12 protein-coding genes, 1 tRNA gene and 3 pseudogenes are annotated in these 20,162 nt (G+C 60.4%); all 16 read left to right on the top strand.

The window, feature by feature from the left end:
* Positions 1-77, top strand: a pseudogene (locus tag BTM36_RS06520) (elongation factor Tu); the annotation flags it as partial.
* Positions 78-150: 73 nt separating this feature from the next.
* A tRNA-Trp gene (locus tag BTM36_RS06515) sits at positions 151-226 on the top strand.
* Between the two features lie 31 nt (positions 227-257).
* On the top strand, positions 258-638 hold the full coding sequence (gene secE / locus BTM36_RS06510) for a preprotein translocase subunit SecE (protein ID WP_006465500.1): 381 nt from the start codon (positions 258-260) through the stop codon (positions 636-638).
* Between the two features lies 1 nt (position 639).
* The gene (nusG, locus tag BTM36_RS06505) at positions 640-1,230 is read left to right on the top strand and encodes a transcription termination/antitermination protein NusG (protein WP_006465499.1); all 591 of its coding nucleotides are present in this window, start codon (positions 640-642) and stop codon (positions 1,228-1,230) included.
* A 158-nt stretch (positions 1,231-1,388) separates the two neighbouring features.
* Positions 1,389-1,820 (top strand): 50S ribosomal protein L11, encoded by a 432-nt coding sequence (gene rplK / locus BTM36_RS06500; protein ID WP_006465498.1) that lies wholly within the window; start codon positions 1,389-1,391, stop codon positions 1,818-1,820.
* On the top strand, positions 1,820-2,515 hold the full coding sequence (gene rplA / locus BTM36_RS06495; protein ID WP_006465497.1) for a 50S ribosomal protein L1: 696 nt from the start codon (positions 1,820-1,822) through the stop codon (positions 2,513-2,515). The genes rplK and rplA overlap by 1 nt, the downstream gene beginning before the upstream one ends.
* A gap of 326 nt (positions 2,516-2,841) precedes the next feature.
* Complete coding sequence (rplJ, locus tag BTM36_RS06490; protein ID WP_006465496.1) at positions 2,842-3,339, top strand: 50S ribosomal protein L10; 498 nt, start codon at positions 2,842-2,844, stop codon at positions 3,337-3,339.
* 96 nt (positions 3,340-3,435) lie between these two features.
* Positions 3,436-3,813: a 50S ribosomal protein L7/L12 gene (gene rplL, locus BTM36_RS06485; RefSeq protein ID WP_006465495.1), complete on the top strand. Its 378-nt coding sequence runs from the start codon at positions 3,436-3,438 to the stop codon at positions 3,811-3,813.
* 280 nt (positions 3,814-4,093) lie between these two features.
* Entirely contained in the window at positions 4,094-8,200 is a 4,107-nt protein-coding gene (gene rpoB, locus BTM36_RS06480; RefSeq protein ID WP_006465494.1) for a DNA-directed RNA polymerase subunit beta, read from the top strand.
* A gap of 243 nt (positions 8,201-8,443) precedes the next feature.
* Positions 8,444-12,685: a DNA-directed RNA polymerase subunit beta' gene (gene rpoC, locus BTM36_RS06475; protein WP_006465493.1), complete on the top strand. Its 4,242-nt coding sequence runs from the start codon at positions 8,444-8,446 to the stop codon at positions 12,683-12,685.
* Between the two features lie 364 nt (positions 12,686-13,049).
* Positions 13,050-15,290, top strand: a complete 2,241-nt coding sequence (locus BTM36_RS06470) for a TonB-dependent hemoglobin/transferrin/lactoferrin family receptor (RefSeq protein WP_077235642.1) — start codon at positions 13,050-13,052, stop codon at positions 15,288-15,290.
* Positions 15,291-15,318: 28 nt separating this feature from the next.
* Positions 15,319-16,467: a hemin-degrading factor gene (locus BTM36_RS06465; RefSeq protein WP_077235641.1), complete on the top strand. Its 1,149-nt coding sequence runs from the start codon at positions 15,319-15,321 to the stop codon at positions 16,465-16,467.
* A gap of 326 nt (positions 16,468-16,793) precedes the next feature.
* Positions 16,794-17,118: pseudogene (gene rpsL, locus BTM36_RS06460) on the top strand (30S ribosomal protein S12).
* Between the two features lie 155 nt (positions 17,119-17,273).
* Positions 17,274-17,744 (top strand): 30S ribosomal protein S7, encoded by a 471-nt coding sequence (rpsG, locus tag BTM36_RS06455; RefSeq protein WP_006465489.1) that lies wholly within the window; start codon positions 17,274-17,276, stop codon positions 17,742-17,744.
* 126 nt (positions 17,745-17,870) lie between these two features.
* Positions 17,871-19,976 (top strand): elongation factor G, encoded by a 2,106-nt coding sequence (fusA, locus tag BTM36_RS06450; RefSeq protein ID WP_006465488.1) that lies wholly within the window; start codon positions 17,871-17,873, stop codon positions 19,974-19,976.
* A gap of 109 nt (positions 19,977-20,085) precedes the next feature.
* Positions 20,086-20,162 (top strand): annotated as a pseudogene (locus BTM36_RS06445) (elongation factor Tu); the annotation flags it as partial.

Raw genomic sequence — 20,162 nt, 5'->3', positions numbered from 1 at the left:
AAGAAGGTCTGCGTTTCGCTATCCGTGAAGGCGGTCGTACCGTCGGCGCCGGCGTCGTCGCCAAGATCTTCGACTAAGATCAAGCTGTAAAACACTTTGCCGCGGTGCGTAACGTATCGCGGCATTCGTGTCTCAATCGCGAGTTTTTGTAGGGGCGTAGCTCAATTGGCAGAGCGTCGGTCTCCAAAACCGAAGGTTGGGGGTTCGATGCCCTCCGCCCCTGCCACCGAATCTGGTGCAGGGTACTGAAAGTAAATATGTCTAGCCAGCCAGTTCAAACCGTCAACACCTCCAACGACAAGATCAAGATCGCACTGGCGATCGTGGCTGTGGTTGCAGGCGTGGTCGGTTTTTTTGTGTTGTCTGATCAGTCGACTCCGGTGCGTGCTGTCGCCCTGGTCGCCGGTCTGCTGGTGGCTGTGGCGTTTGCCTGGACCTCTGCACAAGGCCGCGGCTTCGTCGGTTTCGCCAAGGAATCCGTCCGCGAAACCAAGAAAGTCGTCTGGCCCACCCGCAAGGAAGCCATGCAGATCACCGCGGTGGTATTCGCCTTCGTGCTGGTCATGGCCATCTTCCTGTGGGGTACGGACAAGTTGCTCGAGTTCCTGTTGTACGACGTAATTTTGGGCTGGAAATAACATGAGCGATAGCACGCAAGACAGCGCACCGATTGGTGCGCAAAGCGTTTCAGGCGCCGGAAATAAGCGCTGGTACGTGGTGCATGCGTATTCCGGCATGGAAAAGAGCGTGCAGCGCGCGCTGACCGAGCGCATCAACCGCGCCGGCATGCAAGAACAGTTCGGCCAGATCCTGGTGCCGACTGAAGAAGTCGTTGATATGAAGAATGGTCACAAGTCGGTGACCGAGCGTCGTTTCTTCCCGGGCTATGTCCTGGTTGAGATGGAAATGACGGACGAAACCTGGCACCTGGTGAAGAACACCGCCAAAGTGACCGGTTTCATCGGCGGCAAGTCGAATCGTCCGACACCGCTGCCCCAGCGCGAAGTGGATTCGCTGCTCCGCCAGATGCAGGAAGGCGTTGAGAAGCCCCGTCCAAAGGTGCTCTACGAAGTGGGCGAAATGGTCCGCATCAAGGAAGGCCCGTTCACCGATTTCAACGGCAACGTCGAGGAAGTGAACTACGAGAAATCGCGCGTGCGCGTCTCGGTGACCATCTTCGGTCGCGCCACCCCGGTCGAACTCGAGTTCGGCCAACTGGAAAAAGTCTGATTCCGCTCCGGAATCCCGCCTTTCCCTGTCAAGTTTTCAGCGCCCGCTGGAGCGCACCGGACAAGTCATCGTCTGCCAATCCAGCAATCCGAGGAGCCCAAGTAGAAAGCCGCAAGGCCAACGAATCGGCGCTACAACTCAATCAATAAGGAGCCGTCATGGCAAAGAAGATTATTGGTTTTATCAAGCTGCAAGTGCCAGCTGGTAAAGCAAACCCGTCCCCCCCGATCGGCCCTGCGCTGGGTCAGCGCGGTCTGAACATCATGGAATTCTGCAAGGCGTTCAACGCCCAGACCCAAGGTGTTGAGCCGGGTCTGCCGATTCCGGTCGTGATCACCGCCTTCGCGGACAAGTCCTTCACCTTCGTGATGAAGACCCCGCCGGCGACCATCCTGATCAAGAAGGCTGCTGGTATCCAGAAGGGTTCCGCCAAGCCGCATACCGACAAGGTCGGCTCGATCACCCGCAAGCAAGCGGAAGAGATCGCAACCCAGAAGAAGCCGGACCTGACCGCTGCTGATCTGGAAGCTGCCGTGCGTACCATCGCTGGTTCCGCACGTTCGATGGGCATCACGGTGGAGGGTCTGTAATGGCTAAGGTATCCAAGCGCGTCAAGGCAATGAAGGAAAAGGTCGATCGTACCAAGGCCTATCCGTTCGACAACGCCGTTTCCCTGATCAAGGAATTCGCAACCGCGAAGTTCAATGAATCGATCGACGTCTCCGTCCAGCTGGGCGTGGACGCCAAGAAGTCGGACCAGGTCGTTCGTGGTTCGGTGGTGCTGCCTGCCGGTACCGGCAAGACCGTTCGCGTGGCCGTGTTCGCCTCCGGCGACAAGGCTGAAGCTGCCAAGGCAGCTGGCGCTGACGTGGTCGGCATGGAAGACCTGGCAGAGCGCGTGAAGGCCGGCGACATGCCGTTCGACATCGTCATCGCTTCGCCCGACACCATGCGTATCGTCGGTACCCTGGGCCAGATCCTGGGTCCCCGCGGCCTGATGCCTAACCCGAAGGTTGGCACCGTGACCCCCGACGTCGCTACCGCTGTCAAGAACGCCAAGGCTGGTCAGGTGCAATACCGTACCGACAAGTCCGGCATCATCCACGCTACCATCGGCCGCAAGTCGTTCTCCGATGCCGATCTGAAGGCCAATCTGCTGGCCCTGATCGATGCCCTGAACAAGGCCAAGCCGGCCAGCAGCAAGGGTGTGTACCTGCGCAAGATCGCTCTGTCGTCCACCATGGGCGCTGGCGTTCGCGTGGACCAGGCTTCCCTGGCTGCCTAAGCAAGCAATATAGTCCCCGTTTCCTCACGGAAGCGGGGCATCTCTTTGGGCTGTCGTTATTGTCTCGATAATGACGGCAGGCCTTCAAAGACCGTTGGGCGGAAGCCGGCAGCAACAAGCCGGCCAAAGTTAAAAAGGCTGTACGAAAGTTCAGTTGACCCAACGCAGATGGTGAACCCGAGCAAGTTTTGTGGTCTCAGGCAGCATTTTCAGTTTTGCCCTATGCTGCAGTGAACTCCTAAACGTCGGACGCCGTGTTCGAACCGGTGCAAGGCAAGCAGGCAGTGGCCTGTGTGGTGGCCGAGCACTATTTTTGGAGGTTGATCTTGAGTCTCAATCTGAATGACAAGAAGGCCGTCGTCGCCGAAGTTTCCGCAAAGGTTGCAACTGCGCAAACGATCGTCGTGGCCGAATACCGTGGCATCCAGGTTGGTTCCTTGACGCAACTGCGCGCACAAGCGCGTGCCCAAGGCGTGTACCTGCGCGTGTTGAAAAACACGCTGGCTCGTCGCGCTGTTGAAGGCACGAAGTTTGCCGACCTCGCCCCGCAACTGACCGGTCCGCTGATCTACTCGATCTCGGAAGATGCCGTGGCCGCTGCCAAAGTCCTGTCGGACTTTGCCAAGACCAACGACAAGCTGGTTGTGAAGGCAGGTAACTACGAAGGCAAGCAGCTGGACAAGGCTGCTGTTGCTTCGCTGGCAAACATCCCGTCTCGCGAAGTTCTGCTGGCCCAGGTCCTGGGCATGATGCAGGCTCCGGTGTCGGGCTTTGCGCGCGCTCTGGCTGCTCTGGCAGCCAAGAAGGAAGCCGAAGCCGCATGAAGCACGGCCGCCCATGGCGGCCCCGCTCTGCTGTTTCGACGCTTTCGCGTCATTACCAATCTGATGTTATTACCGAAATAAATTTAGGAGTTTCAAATGGCAATTAGCAAAGAAGACATCCTGGAAGCCGTTGGCGCGCTGTCCGTGATGGAACTGAATGACCTGGTCAAGGCATTCGAAGAGAAGTTTGGTGTTTCCGCTGCCGCTATGGCTGCTCCGGCCGCCGGTGGCGCTGCTGGTGGCGCTGCTGCTGCTGAAGAACAGACCGAATTCACCGTTGTGCTGGCTGAAGTCGGCGCCAACAAGGTCGGCGTCATCAAGGCCGTCCGTGAAATCACCGGCCTGGGTCTGAAGGAAGCCAAGGATCTGGTTGACGGTGCACCGAAGCCGGTCAAGGAAGGCATCGCCAAGGCTGACGCTGAAGCTGCCAAGAAGAAGCTGGAAGAAGCTGGCGCCAAGGCCGAACTGAAGTAATTCTCTTGCCTACCAAGGCGAGTCATTACTCCGGAGTCAAAGTGCAGAATCCCTTGAAAAAGGGATTCGGCTTTGGCTCCTTTGTCGTTTCTTATTTTTGCTGGTGGAATTGATGCGCCGCAGTGTTCGTTGTCGGGAATATTAAGCGCGATCGCAGCAAAAAACTAGGGTAGACATTTGAAGATTTGAGTGCCGATAACCCGGACCTGCTTGACCGGCAAGTCGCGCGGTTTGATCGAATCTTGAACTCTCTATCCTTCCTGTCACTCACGGAGTGTCCATGCACTACTCATTTACTGAGAAGAAGCGCATTCGCAAGTCCTTCGCGAAACGCGCAAACGTCCACAACGTTCCGTTCCTGCTCGCGACTCAGATCGAGTCGTATCAGAATTTCCTGCAACCCGAACGCATCGCATCGGAACGCAAGAACGAAGGCCTGCAATCGGCTTTCACCTCGATTTTCCCCATCGTGTCGCACAATGGTTTTGCGCGTCTCGAATTCCTGTCGTATGTGCTGGGCGCTCCGCCGTTTGATGTCAAAGAGTGCCAACAACGTGGCCTGACCTTCGCGTCCCCGCTGCGTGCCAAGGTGCGCCTGGTGATCCTGGACAAGGAATCGCCGACCAAGCCGGTCGTCAAGGAAATGAAGGAACAGGAAGTCTACATGGGCGAACTGCCCCTGATGACCACCACCGGTTCCTTCGTCATCAACGGCACCGAGCGCGTGATCGTGTCCCAGCTGCACCGCTCCCCGGGCGTGTTCTTCGAACACGACCGCGGCAAGACGCACTCGTCGGGCAAGCTGCTCTTCTCGGCCCGCATCATTCCTTACCGTGGCTCCTGGCTGGACTTCGAATTCGATCCGAAGGACATCCTGTTCTTCCGCGTCGACCGCCGCCGCAAGATGCCGGTGACGATCCTGCTGAAGGCCATCGGCATGACCTCCGAGCAGATCCTGGCGAACTTCTTCGTCTTCGACAACTTCAACCTGCACGCCGAAGGCGCGGACATGGAGTTCGTCTCCGAGCGCCTGCGCGGTGAAGTCGCACGTTTCGACATCACCGACAAGTCGGGCAAGGTGATGGTCGCCAAGGACAAGCGCATCAACGCCAAGCACGTGCGTGACATCGAAGCCGCCGGCATCAAGCACATCTCCGTGCCTGAAGACTATCTGCTGGGCCGCGTCCTGGCCAAGAACATCGTCGATCCGGACACCGGCGAAGTCGTCGCCAGCGCCAACGACGAGCTGACCGAAGACCTGCTGGCCAAGCTGCGCGAAGCCAACATCTCGGCCATCCAGACCCTGTACACCAACGATCTGGACCAGGGCGGCTACATTTCGCAGACCCTGCGCACCGACGACACCGCCGACCAGACCGCCGCACGCGTGGCGATCTATCGCATGATGCGTCCTGGCGAACCGCCGACCGAAGAGTCCGTGGAAGCCCTGTTCAACGGCCTGTTCTACAGCGAAGACCGCTACGACCTGTCGGCCGTGGGCCGCATGAAGTTCAACCGTCGCGTCGGTCGCGATGAGCTGACCGGCACCATGACGCTGTCCAATGACGACATCCTGGCCGTCATCAAGATCCTGGTCGAACTGCGTAACGGCCGTGGCGAAGTCGATGACATCGACCACCTGGGTAACCGTCGCGTGCGTTGCGTTGGCGAACTGGCCGAGAACCAGTTCCGTGCCGGCCTGGTGCGCGTGGAGCGCGCCGTCAAGGAACGCCTGGGCCAGGCCGAAGCGGACAACCTGATGCCGCACGACCTGATCAACTCCAAGCCGATCTCGGCTGCCATCCGTGAGTTCTTCGGTTCCTCGCAGCTGTCGCAGTTCATGGACCAGACCAACCCGCTGTCGGAAATCACGCACAAGCGTCGCGTTTCCGCCCTGGGCCCTGGCGGTCTGACCCGCGAACGCGCCGGCTTCGAAGTGCGCGACGTGCACCCGACCCACTACGGCCGCGTCTGCCCGATCGAGACGCCTGAAGGCCCGAACATCGGCCTGATCAACTCGCTGGCGCTGTACGCCCGCCTGAACGAATACGGCTTCCTGGAAACCCCGTATCGCAAGGTCGAGGGCAGCAAGGTCACCAACCAGATCGACTACCTGTCGGCCATCGAAGAAGGTCGTTACGTGATCGCCCAGGCGAACGCGACCATCGACGGCGAAGGCAAGCTGTCCGATGAACTGGTGTCGGCCCGTGAAGCCGGCGAAACCATCCTGGTCTCGCCCGAGCGCGTGCAGTACATGGACGTGGCCCCGGGCCAGGTGGTGTCGGTGGCAGCTTCGCTGATTCCGTTCCTGGAACACGATGACGCGAACCGTGCACTGATGGGCGCCAACATGCAACGCCAGGCCGTACCTTGCCTGCGTCCGGAAAAGCCGCTGGTCGGCACCGGCATCGAGCGTACCGTGGCGGTTGACTCCGGTACCACCGTGCAAGCGCTGCGTGGCGGTGTGGTGGACTATGTCGATGCAGGCCGTGTGGTGATCCGCGTCAACGACGACGAGGCGCAAGCCGGCGAAGTCGGTGTGGACATCTACAACCTGATCAAGTACACCCGTTCCAACCAGAACACCAACATCAACCAGCGTCCGATCGTCAAGATCGGTGACCGCGTCGCCAAGCACGACGTGATCGCCGACGGCGCCTCGACCGACATGGGCGAGCTGGCACTGGGCCAGAACATGCTGGTGGCCTTCATGCCCTGGAACGGCTACAACTTCGAAGACTCGATCCTGATCTCCGAAAAGGTCGTGGCCGATGACCGCTACACCTCGATCCACATCGAGGAACTGTCGGTGGTCGCCCGTGACACCAAGCTGGGTGCTGAAGAAATCACCCGCGACATCTCCAACCTGGCCGAGAACCAGCTGGCGCGTCTGGATGAATCGGGCATCGTCTACATCGGCGCTGAAGTCGAAGCCGGCGACACCCTGGTCGGTAAGGTCACCCCGAAGGGCGAGACCCAGCTGACTCCGGAAGAAAAGCTGCTGCGCGCGATCTTCGGCGAGAAGGCTTCTGACGTGAAGGACACCTCCCTGCGCGTGCCCTCGGGCATGGTCGGCACCGTGATCGACGTGCAGGTGTTCACCCGCGAAGGCATCCAGCGCGACAAGCGCGCCCAGCAGATCATCGACGATGAACTCAAGCGCTATCGCCTGGACCTGAACGACCAGCTGCGTATCGTGGAAGGCGATGCCTTCCAGCGTCTGGAACGCCTGCTGATCGGCAAGGTCGCCAATGGCGGCCCCAAGAAGCTGGTCAAGGGCACCAAGCTGGACAAGGCCTACCTGGACGATCTGGACAAGTTCCACTGGTTCGACATCCGTCCGGCCGACGATGACATCGCCAACGCCCTGGAAGCCATCAAGGAATCCATCGCCGAGAAGCGTCACCAGTTCGACCTGGCCTTCGAAGAGAAGCGCAAGAAGCTGACCCAGGGCGACGAATTGCCGCCGGGCGTGCAGAAGATGGTCAAGGTCTACCTGGCCGTGAAGCGTCGCCTGCAGCCAGGCGACAAGATGGCCGGTCGTCACGGTAACAAGGGTGTGGTTTCCCGCATCCTGCCGATCGAAGACATGCCGCACATGGCCGACGGTACCCCCGCCGACATCGTGCTGAACCCGCTGGGCGTGCCTTCGCGTATGAACGTCGGTCAGGTGTTGGAAGTTCACCTGGGTTGGGCTGCCAAGGGTCTGGGCCTGCGTCTGGGCGAAATGGTGCAGGCACAAGCCAAGATCGCCGAACTGCGCAAGTTCCTGACCACGATCTACAACGAATCCGGCAAGCAGGAAGAGCTGGACAAGTTCAGCGACGAGGAAATCGTCGAGCTGGTGGAAAACCTGAAGAAGGGCGTGCCCTTCGCGACCCCGGTGTTCGACGGTGCGCACGAGGACGAAACCCGCCGCATGCTGGACCTGGCCTACCCGGATCCGATCGCCAAGCAGCTGGGCATGACCCCGTCCAAGAACCAGGTCACCATGTATGACGGCCGTACCGGTGAAGCCTTCGAGCGTACCGTGACGGTGGGCTACATGCACTACCTGAAGCTGCACCACCTGGTCGACGACAAGATGCACGCACGTTCCACCGGCCCGTACTCGCTGGTGACCCAGCAACCGCTGGGCGGCAAGGCACAGTTCGGCGGCCAGCGTTTCGGCGAAATGGAAGTGTGGGCACTGGAAGCCTATGGCGCCTCCTACGTCCTACAGGAAATGCTGACCGTCAAGTCCGACGACGTGAACGGCCGTACCAAGGTCTACGAGAACCTGGTCAAGGGCGATCACGTGATCGACGCCGGCATGCCGGAATCCTTCAACGTGTTGGTGAAGGAAATCCGCTCGCTGGGTATCGACATCGACCTGGAACGCGAATGATGTAAAGGGGTGCGCGGCGCAGGCTGCGCACCCCGCCGGTCTTTCCGGCGAAGCGAGAATTCAGTATCAGCGAATCACGAGATTCAAGAGAAGTACGGCAGTAAGCTGGGGAGGTCTGTCCCGGTATCGAGCGGCACCACGAAACAGCGCTTTCGTTGGCTCTCCCGCCGATGCGAACAGGGTTAAGCAGGGTGAACCGGCCACACGTAAATTTAGTTTTTTCACGCCAACCTGGAGTGATACATGAAAGCACTGCTCGATCTATTCAAGCAAGTCCAGCAAAACGAACAATTCGACGCGATCAAGATCGGTCTGGCTTCGCCTGACAAGATCCGCTCGTGGTCCTTCGGCGAAGTCAAGAAGCCGGAAACCATCAACTACCGTACCTTCAAGCCCGAGCGCGATGGCCTGTTCTGCGCCAAGATCTTTGGCCCCATCAAGGACTACGAGTGCCTGTGCGGCAAGTACAAGCGCCTGAAGCACCGCGGCGTGATCTGCGAGAAGTGTGGCGTGGAAGTGACCCTGGCCAAGGTGCGCCGTGAGCGCATGGGCCACATCGAGCTGGCTTCCCCCACTGCCCACATCTGGTTCCTGAAGTCGCTGCCATCCCGTCTGGGCATGGTGCTGGACATGACCCTGCGCGACATCGAGCGCGTGCTGTACTTCGAAGCCTATGTCGTGACCGATCCCGGCATGACCCCGCTGAAGAAGTGCCAGATCATGTCCGAAGACGACTACGCCGCCAAGTACGAAGAGTACGGTGACGACTTCATCGCCTTCATGGGCGCCGAAGGTATCCGCGAACTGCTGCGCTCGATCGACATCGACCGCGAAGCGGAAACCCTGCGCCAGGAACTCAAGGACTCCAAGTCCGAAGCCAAGATCAAGAAGTACGCCAAGCGCCTGAAGGTGTTGGAGGCGTTCCAGCGCTCGGGCATCAAGCCTGAGTGGATGATCATGGAAGTGCTGCCCGTGCTGCCGCCGGAACTGCGTCCGCTGGTGCCGCTGGATGGCGGCCGCTTCGCGACTTCCGACCTGAACGACCTGTATCGCCGCGTGATCAACCGCAATAATCGCCTCAAGCGATTGATGGAGCTGCGCGCACCTGAAATCATCACGCGCAACGAAAAGCGCATGCTGCAGGAAGCGGTTGACTCGCTGCTGGACAACGGTCGTCGCGGCAAGGCCATGACCGGCGCCAACAAGCGCCCGCTGAAGTCGCTGGCCGAAATGATCAAGGGCAAGGGCGGTCGTTTCCGTCAGAACCTGCTGGGCAAGCGCGTGGACTACTCGGGCCGTTCGGTCATCGTGGTGGGTCCGCAGCTGAAGCTGCACCAGTGCGGCCTGCCCAAGCTGATGGCCCTGGAACTGTTCAAGCCCTTCATCTTCAACAAGCTGGAACTGATGGGTCTGTCGACCACCATCAAGGCTGCCAAGAAGCTGGTGGAAGCACAGGAACCAGTGGTCTGGGACATCCTGGAAGAAGTCATCCGCGAACACCCGGTCATGCTGAACCGCGCGCCGACCCTGCACCGTCTGGGCATCCAGGCGTTCGAGCCGGTCCTGATCGAAGGCAAGGCGATCCAGCTGCACCCGCTGGTCTGCGCGGCGTTCAACGCCGACTTCGACGGCGACCAGATGGCCGTCCACGTTCCGCTGTCGATCGAAGCGCAGATGGAAGCCCGCACCCTGATGCTGGCCTCCAACAACATCCTGTTCCCGTCCAACGGCGAACCGTCCATCGTGCCGTCCCAGGATATCGTGCTGGGTCTGTACTATGCCACCCGTGAAGCCATCAACGGCAAGAACGAAGGCATGATGTTCCAGGACGTCTCGGAAGTGATCCGCGCCTACGACAACAAGGAAGTCGAGCTGGCGACCCGTATCACGGTGCGTATCGTCGAACATCCGAAGGACCCGGTCACCGGCGAATTCGTGCGTACCGTCAAGCGCTACGAGACCACCATCGGCCGCGCCATCCTCTCCGAGATCCTGCCCAAGGGCCTGCCGTTCTCGGTGCTGAACCGCGCGCTGAAGAAGAAGGAAATCTCCAAGCTGATCAACACGTCCTTCCGCAAGTGCGGTCTGCGTGCCACCGTCGTGTTTGCCGACCAGCTGATGCAGTCGGGCTTCCGCCTGGCGACCCGCGCCGGTATCTCGATCTGCGTGGACGACATGCTGGTGCCGCCGCAAAAGGCTACCCTGATCGCCGCTGCCGAGTCCGAAGTCAAGCAGATCGAGCAGCAGTACTCCTCCGGTCTGGTGACCGCGGGCGAGCGCTACAACAAGGTCGTGGACATCTGGGGCAAGGCCGGCGACGAAGTCGGCAAGGCCATGATGGACCAGCTGAAGGTGGAAGACGTCGTCACGCGCGAAGGCAAGAAGACCACCCAGGAGTCCTTCAACGCGATCTACATGATGGCCGACTCCGGCGCCCGTGGTTCGGCCGCCCAGATCCGCCAGCTGGCTGGTATGCGCGGCCTGATGGCCAAGCCTGACGGCTCCATCATCGAGACGCCGATTACCGCGAACTTCCGCGAAGGCCTGAACGTGTTGCAGTACTTCATCTCGACGCACGGCGCCCGTAAGGGTCTGGCCGACACCGCGCTGAAGACCGCCAACTCCGGTTACCTGACCCGTCGTCTGGTGGACGTGACCCAGGATCTGGTCGTGATCGAAGACGATTGCGGCACCTCCAACGGTTCGGCCATGAAGGCGCTGGTCGAAGGCGGTGAAGTCATCGAAGCCCTGCGCGACCGTATCCTGGGCCGCGTGGCAGCGACCGACATCGTCAATCCGGAAGATCAAGCCACCCTGTTCGAAGCCGGCACCCTGCTGGATGAAGACAAGGTCGAAGAGATCGAACGCATGGGCATCGACGAAGTCAAGGTCCGCACCCCGCTGACCTGCGACACCCGTTATGGTCTGTGCGCCAAGTGCTATGGCCGCGACCTGGGCCGTGGCCTGCTGGTCAACTCCGGCGAAGCCGTCGGCGTGGTGGCAGCGCAGTCCATCGGTGAGCCGGGTACCCAGCTGACCATGCGTACCTTCCACATCGGTGGTGCGGCGTCGCGTGCAGCAGTCGCCTCCTCGGTGGAAGCCAAGTCCAACGGTACCGTGCGCTTCACCGCCACGATGCGTTATGTGACCAATGGCAAGGGTGAACAGATCGTCATTTCCCGTTCCGGCGAAGTGTTGATTACCGACGACCTGGGTCGTGAGCGCGAGCGTCACAAAGTGCCGTACGGCGCCACCCTGATCGTCAAGGATGGCATGACCATCAAGGCTGGTACCGCACTGGCGACCTGGGATCCGCTGACCCGTCCTATCATCACCGAGTACTCCGGTACCGTGAAGTTCGAGAACGTGGAAGAAGGCTCCACCGTGGCCAAGCAGATCGACGAAGTCACCGGTCTGTCGACCCTGGTGGTCATCGATGCGAAGCGTCGCGGTCCGTCTTCCAAGGTCATGCGTCCGCAGGTCAAGCTGTTGAACGAACAGGGCGAAGAAGTGAAGATCGCCGGCACCGAACACTCGGTGACCATCGGCTTCCAGGTCGGCGCACTGATCACCGTCAAGGACGGTCAGCAGGTGCATGTGGGTGAAGTGCTGGCCCGTATCCCGACCGAATCGCAGAAGACCCGTGACATTACCGGTGGTCTGCCGCGCGTGGCCGAACTGTTCGAAGCACGTTCGCCCAAGGACGCCGGCATGCTGGCCGAAGTCACTGGTACCGTTGCTTTCGGCAAGGAAACCAAGGGCAAGCAGCGTCTGGAAATCACAGACATGGAAGGCACCAAGCACGAGTTCCTGATCACCAAGGACAAGCAGGTGCTGGTGCACGATGGCCAGGTGGTGAACAAGGGCGAAATGATCGTGGACGGTCCGGCCGACCCGCAGGACATCCTGCGTCTGCTGGGTATCGAAGCGCTGGCCCGTTACATCGTCGACGAAGTGCAGGACGTGTACCGTCTGCAGGGCGTGAAGATCAACGACAAGCACATCGAAGTGATCGTGCGCCAGATGCTGCGCCGCGTGCAAGTGGTGGAGCCGGGCGACACCAACTACATCACCGGTGAGCAGGTCGAGCGCTCCGAACTGCTGGACGAAAACGACCGCGTGAACGCCGAAGGCAAGATCCCGGCGACCTACGAAAACGTGCTGCTGGGTATTACCAAGGCATCGCTGTCGACCGACTCCTTCATCTCGGCCGCATCGTTCCAGGAAACCACCCGCGTGCTGACCGAAGCCGCGATCATGGGCAAGAAGGACGGCCTGCGCGGTCTGAAGGAAAACGTCATCGTCGGCCGCCTGATCCCGGCGGGTACCGGCCTGGCCTTCCACCGCGCCCGCAAGGAAAAGGATGCATGGGAAGCCGAAGAGCGCGCAGCACTGCTCGAAGCCGAACGTGCCTCCCGCTCCGAGTTCGGCGACGAGGAAGTCTCCTCGGCCGAATCCTTCGGCGGTGTCGAAGGCGAAGCGTAAGCACTGCATCGTCAGGGTGGCCGGCAGGATGGGCCACCCGGCAATGAACGCCAGCAGGACAGAACGGCGTCGGAAGCAATTCCGGCGCCTTTTTTTTCGTCCGTGCGACGCGCATCATCACCCTGTTCGTGGTGGGGGCACAGGGGACAGACATTGCCAAGGATGAGTGAATGTCCTATCATCTCCAGATAATAATTATTCTCATCTGTGACAGTCTGAGGGACCCGGCACAGCTTACGTCGCGGCCTGCGCCAGCAGGTCGTTTTCATTCCAAGAGGTAGCCAGCAATCGCTAGTAACCGAACCTGATCAAGGGGTGGTTACCAGTGTTTCCATGCAAATCGAGGTGTGCAGCGGCCGTGTTGATGGCGCTGCAGCAGTGGCTATGCGCCGGCGCTTTCGCGCAATCGTCCGACCAGCAATCCAGTCAACCAGACCCATCCATCGTCCTGGCCCAGGCTGGCAGCAAGAAGCTGCAGGACGTGGTGGTGACGGCCAATCGTTCCGGCAGTACCGATCTTGATCACGCGGCGGCGACCGTCTCGGTGATCACGTCGGAGGAAATGGAAGACCATAACGCCAGGGACATCAAGGATGCCTTGCGCTATGAGCCCGGTGTCGAGGTACGACGCTCGGTCTACCGGATGTCGGGCATCACCGGCGCGACTGCCACGACCGGGCGGGGCGGTAACGAAGGCATCAGCATTCGCGGCCTGGATGGCAACCGGGTGCTGATGCTGGAGGACGGCATCAGCATGCCGCGCGCCTTCAGCCAGGGCGTGGCCAGCGTAGGGCGGGGCGCCACGACCGATACCGAACTGTATCGCCGCATCGAGGTCTTGCGCGGGCCGGCCTCCTCGCTCTACGGTAGCGATGGTCTGACCGGGGCGGTCAATTTCATCACCAAGGACCCCTCGGACCTGCTCGATGTGTTCGGCAAAAGCAGCTATTTCTCGTTCAAACCTTCCTACGACAGCGCGGACCACAGTTTCGGTGCAGCAGCCAGCGCCGCCTGGGGCGGCGATCAATGGCAGGCGATGCTGGTCCTCAATGTCCGCCATGGCGAGGAGACCGACAACAAGGGCAGCAACGACGTGCGCGGCAGCGCCCGCACCACGCCCGATCCGATGAGTTATACCAACCGGTCGGCATTGGGCAAACTGGTGTATCGGCCCAATGGGGTGGACAGCTTCAAGCTCACTCTGCAGGCCACCGAAGAGCGCGACAGCGGCGAGAGTCTCTCGGCACTCGGCACTGGTATCACCGACTACCGTACCAACAGCAAGGCCAAGGGCCAGCGTGCCACGCTGGCTTACGAGCACGCAGATGCGGAGCAGCCCTGGATACAGAAGATCAAGGCCAGTCTCAGCTACCGCAATGCCGATACCGACCAGACCACCTACGAGGCCGGTACCAGCACGCCATCTCTGGTGCGGCCACGATTCCGTGAAGTGTCCTACCGTGACCAGATGCTCGCCGGCAGCGTCCTGGCCGAGAGCAATTTCGGCACGGATGCTTGGCGCCACAAGCTGGTCTACGGGCTGGACCTGAGCCTGTCCACCTTGCAGGTCAACGCCAACGGCACCGGCTGGAGCAGCTGCACAGGCACCCAGTACTGCCAGTACTTCCCCAAGACCGAGTACACGCAACTGGGAGCCTATGTGCAGGATGAAATGCGGACCGGCGCCCTGACCACCATCGCCGGCCTGCGCTTTGATGCTTATGAGCTCAAGCCCAAGGCCAGCGCCAAGTACGATGCCCAGGCCGTCGCCAACGGCCAGCCGGCAGTGAGCAGCCGCGACAGCGCCTTTTCGCCCCGCCTGGCCTTCCTGGTCGAGGTGACACCGGGCTTCATTCCCTATGTCCAATACGCGCGTGGCTTCCGATCCCCCTCGCCGCAGGAGGTCAATTCCTTCTTCAACAATACCGTCTACAGGCAGGTCTCCAATCCTGACCTCAAGCCCGAGACCAGCAACACGGTGGAACTGGGTGTGCGCGGCAAGCTGGCGGCAGGCCCCGGTGCCCTGCGTTACAGCGCTGCTGCCTACAAAGGGAACTACCGCAACTTCATCGACCTGGTGACGGTGGGGGGCAACCTGACGGTGGCCAATCCCACCATCTTCCAGTATCGCAATGCGGCCAAGGCCGAGATCCACGGGCTGGAAGCCCGCATCGACTACCAGCTCGACAATGGCTTCACGCTCAAGAGCGGCTTCGCCTGGACCAAGGGGACCACCACCAGCAATGGCGTGGAGCAGGGGCTGGAGTCGGTGGCGCCGCTGTCGGTGGTGACAGGCCTGCGCTATGAACGCAGTCGGCAATGGTTCGCGCAGGCAGACCTGATCTACAACGCCGCCAAGAAGAAAGCGGACATTCCAACGGCGACCAACTTCGTCTCGCCTTCGTTCTTTGTAGCCGACCTCTCGGGTGGCTATCACCTGACGCCCAACATGACCGTCACCGCCGGCATCCGCAATCTGTTCGATCGCAAGTACTGGAGCTGGACCGACATCCGGGGGCTGTCGCTGGCTGACAGCGCAGTCAACAAGGATGCCTACACCGAGCCCGGTCGCAGCTTCAACGTCAGCTTGAAGATCGAATACTGAATCATCCGCACGTATGAAAGGAATTTCCATGAACCGACCTAAGCAAACCACCCGTCTGCATACTTTGGGCTTGCTGCTGGCGGCGACGCTGGCCGCAGCCGGCTGTGCCAATACGGCGCCCACGCTGGCCCAACGCTGGTCCCAGCTGCACCAGGCACAGCCCAAGCTGCATCCGCGCGATGCCGCCCGCCAACTGGGCGTGTCCGAAGCCCAACTGCTGGCGGCCGGCACCACCTGGCAGGCCACGCGGCTGGGGGCCGATGCCAAGGACACCCAGGCTCTCTACGAGCACCTCCCCGAACTGGGGCGCATCAAGGCCATCACCCGCAATGACGATGTGGTGCTGGAACGTGCTGGTGAGGTGGCGCCGATACGCCGCGACGAGCAGGGCAGGGCGGTGCCGGGCACCGGCCTGGCCGGCGGCGCCATCGACCTGCGCTTCGGCGCTGCGCAGTGGGGCAGCGCGTTCGCCGTGGTCCAGCCAGGGCGAGACGGCAAGACCAGCCGCAGCCTGCAGTTCTTCGATCGCCATGGGCAGGCGGTGCACAAGATCTATCTCGACAATGACCAGCATGTCGCTGACTTCGAGCGGCTGGTCAGCCAGTTCCGCTTGCCCGACCAGCGGGCCGCGCTGCAGGTGGAGCCCTTGCCGGCGTCTGCCCCCTCTGTGCGTGGCAACCCCTCTTCGGCCGATATCGCCGAACTGCGCCAGTCGTGGCAGGAGCTGACCGACGTACACCAGTTCCCGCGCCTGCTGCGGGAACTGAAGCTCAGCCGCGAACAGGCGCTGGAGCTGATTGGTAGCCAATCCGCCTGGCGCATCGGACCGCAGGCCCTGCAGCTGCTCATCGAGGATGCCAGGTCGCGGCATCAGCCGATCATGGTGTTCGTCAGCAATAGTGGCATGACGCAGATCTACAGTGGCCTCATCGACCAGACTGCGATCAAGGGGGAGTGGTACAACGCATCGGCTGCCGACTTCGAGCTGCATGTGCGCAGCGGCGCGATTCATCATGGTTGGGTGGTACGTCGGCCTACCGACCATGGCATCGTCACCTCGGTGGAGTTCTACGATGCAGCCGGACGCCACCTGGTCAATTTCTTCTCGCGCCGGGACCGCGGCCAGCCAGAAACCGAACAATGGCGCCGCATGGTGGCAGACTTGCCCCGCACCTGATCACGGCCTCTATTGCAAGCTGGAAAACATTGCCGTTTTGCCACTGTAAAACCGTGGTGAAATGGCCATAGACGGCCTGAAATCCGCGCCAAAGGCCGCTCCCGGTTGACCCGCTGGTATTTCAGGCATATACTCGCGAGTTCTCGAATTTAGGCTCTCCCGGGCTTATGCGTTCTTTGGTCTGAATCATCGCTTCTGCGACGCTGATCTCCCTTCCGGTCTTAAATCCGATACGCGCGTAGTCTTCGCGCAAGAGTTTCCTGTGTGGTTCCGGGCAACCGATTCCGGAACCTGTTTTCAATGTTGTACTTTGTTGGATTAAAACGATGCCAACCATCAATCAACTGATTAGCAAACCACGTGTCCGCGCGATCGTGAAGAGCAAATCGCCGGCGCTGGAAAACAGCCCGCAGAAGCGCGGTGTTTGCACCCGCGTCTACACCACCACCCCGAAGAAGCCGAACTCGGCGCTGCGTAAGGTGGCCAAGGTGCGTCTGACCAACGGTTTCGAAGTCATTTCGTACATCGGCGGTGAAGGCCACAACCTGCAAGAACACAGCGTCGTGCTGATCCGCGGCGGCCGTGTGAAGGACTTGTAAGCAAGCTCGCTCGAAGTACGGTGCCAAGCGCGCCAAGGCAGCGAAGAAGTAATAATTGGTGTTTATCATGACGCACTGCGTCGTGTGAACAGACTCAGAGTCGGTCCAGGTCGGGCCGAGTAAGTGGAAGCCATGATGGCTCTCCGCGAGTGCAGGCGAAGTTGAAGCAGGGTTCGCCCACTCAACTGAAGATTGAAAGGAATCGAAATGCCACGTCGTCGTGAAGTCCCCAAGCGGGAAATTCTGCCGGATCCGAAGTTCGGCAACGTTGAAGTCGCCAAGTTTGTGAACGTGCTGATGCTGTCGGGCAAGAAGTCCGTCGCTGAAAACATCATCTACGGTGCCTTCGACTACATCCAGACCAAGTCGGGCAAGGACCCGCTGGAAGTGTTCTCCGCAGCCCTGAACAACTGCAAGCCGATGGTGGAGGTGAAGTCCCGCCGCGTCGGTGGCGCCAACTACCAGGTGCCCGTTGAAGTGCGTCCGGTGCGCCGTATGGCCCTGTCGATGCGCTGGTTGCGTGAAGCCGCCAACAAGCGCAGCGAAAAGTCGATGCCGCAGCGCCTGGGTGGTGAACTGATGGAAGCCGCCGAAGGCCGTGGCGGCGCCATGAAGCGTCGTGATGAAGTGCACCGCATGGCAGAAGCGAACAAGGCGTTCTCGCACTTCCGCTTCTAACAAAGACTGGGCCAGTGCCTCTCTATCCGGGAGTGCCTTGGTCTGCATCTTAAATTGGTTCGAGCCGAGCGTTTATTTGAAAAAAATGACGCTCGGTTTCGTGCATTAAAGACTTAGGAATAAATCATGGCTCGCAAGACCCCCATTGAGCGCTACCGCAACATCGGTATCTCCGCGCACATCGATGCTGGCAAAACCACCACGACCGAGCGCGTGCTGTTTTACACCGGTGTGAACCACAAGATCGGTGAAGTGCACGACGGCGCCGCCACCATGGACTGGATGGAACAGGAACAAGAGCGTGGTATCACCATCACCTCCGCTGCGACCACCTGTTACTGGAAGGGCATGGCGAACAATTTCCCGGCCCACCACATCAACATCATCGACACCCCGGGCCACGTTGACTTCACCATCGAAGTCGAACGTTCGATGCGCGTGCTCGACGGCGCCTGCATGGTCTACTGCGCAGTCGGCGGCGTGCAGCCCCAGTCGGAAACTGTGTGGCGTCAGGCCAACAAGTACAAGGTCCCGCGTCTGGCCTTCGTCAACAAGATGGACCGTACCGGTGCCAACTTCTTCAAGGTCTACGACCAGATGCGCGCCCGCCTGAAGGCCAACCCGATCCCGATGCAAGTGCCTATCGGTGCCGAAGAAAACTTCGAAGGCGTGATCGACCTGGTCAAGATGCGCGCGATCTACTGGGACGATGCTTCCCAGGGCATGAAGTTCGACTACCGCGACATCCCCGAGCATCTGAAGGCTGACGCCCAGAAATGGCGCGAAAACCTGGTCGAAACCGCTGCTGAAGCATCGGAAGACCTGATGAACAAGTACCTGGAAGAAGGCGACCTGACCGAAGCCGAAATCAAGGGCGCCATCCGTCAACGCACCATCTCCGGCGAAATCGTCCCGATGATGTGCGGTACCGCCTTCAAGAACAAGGGCGTGCAAGCCATGCTGGACGGCGTGATCGAGTACCTGCCGTCGCCGGTGGACATTCCCCCGGTTCCGGGCCTGAACGAAGATGACGAGCCGGTCGTGCGCGAAGCCAAGGACGACGAGAAGTTTTCCGCCCTGGCCTTCAAGATCGCTACCGACCCGTTCGTTGGTCAGCTGTGCTTCATCCGCTGCTACTCCGGTACCCTGAACTCGGGCGACACCGTGCTGAACTCGGTGAAGTCGAAGAAGGAACGTATCGGCCGTATCGTTCAGATGCACGCCAACCAGCGTGAAGAAATCAAGGAAATGATGGCCGGTGACATCGCCGCCGTCGTGGGCCTGAAGGACACCACCACCGGTGACACCCTGTGCGACGACAAGGCAATGGTCGTGCTGGAACGCATGGTCTTCCCGGAGCCGGTGATCTCGCAGGCTGTCGAGCCCAAGACCAAGGCCGACCAGGAAAAGATGGGCCTGGCCCTGAACCGCCTGGCTGCTGAAGATCCGTCCTTCCGCGTGCGTACCGACGAAGAATCGGGCCAGACCATCATCGCCGGTATGGGCGAGCTGCACCTGGACATCATCGTTGACCGCATGAAGCGTGAATTCAACGTTGAAGCCACCGTCGGCAAGCCGCAGGTGGCTTACCGCGAAACCATTCGCAAGACCTGCGAAGAATCCGAAGGCAAGTTCGTCAAGCAGTCGGGTGGTCGTGGTCAATACGGTCACGTCGTGCTGAAGATCGAGCCGCAAGAAGCCGGCAAGGGCTTCGAGTTCGTCGACGCCATCAAGGGTGGTACCGTTCCTCGCGAATTCATCCCGGCCGTTGAAAAGGGTGTGCGTGAAACCCTGAACACCGGCGTGCTGGCCGGTTACCCGGTGGTTGACGTGAAGGTCACCCTGTTCTTCGGTTCGTACCACGACGTGGACTCGAACGAAAACGCCTTCCGCATGGCCGGCTCGATGGCCTTCAAGGACGGTTGCCGTCGCGCCAGCCCGGTCATCCTGGAACCGATGATGGCTGTCGAAGTGGAAACCCCGGAAGACTACGCCGGTACCGTGATGGGCGACCTGTCGTCCCGCCGCGGTATGGTGCAAGGCATGGATGAAATCGCCGGCGGCGGTGGCAAGATCATCAAGGCCGAAGTGCCTCTGTCGGAAATGTTCGGTTACTCGACCACGCTGCGTTCGGCCACTCAAGGTCGCGCAACCTACTCGATGGAATTCAAGCATTACTCCGAAGCGCCCAAGAACGTGATCGACGCAATCGTCACCTCCAAGGCCAAGTAAGTTGCAGCAAGGGCGGTCTCTTCCGTGTGGAAGGGATCGCCGGCTGGATCACCAGCCAATCATTGAATATTGAACATCGAACACATCGTTCTTTTGAAGGAAATTTAAAATGGCAAAAGGCAAGTTTGAACGGACCAAGCCGCACGTGAACGTCGGCACCATCGGTCACGTTGACCACGGCAAGAC

It is taken from the genome of Herbaspirillum sp. VT-16-41 (genome assembly GCF_001994935.1).
Lineage (GTDB): Bacteria > Pseudomonadota > Gammaproteobacteria > Burkholderiales > Burkholderiaceae_D > Herbaspirillum > Herbaspirillum frisingense.
Note: the sequence above shows the minus strand (reverse complement) of the source record. Positions and strands in the feature narration are given on the sequence as shown.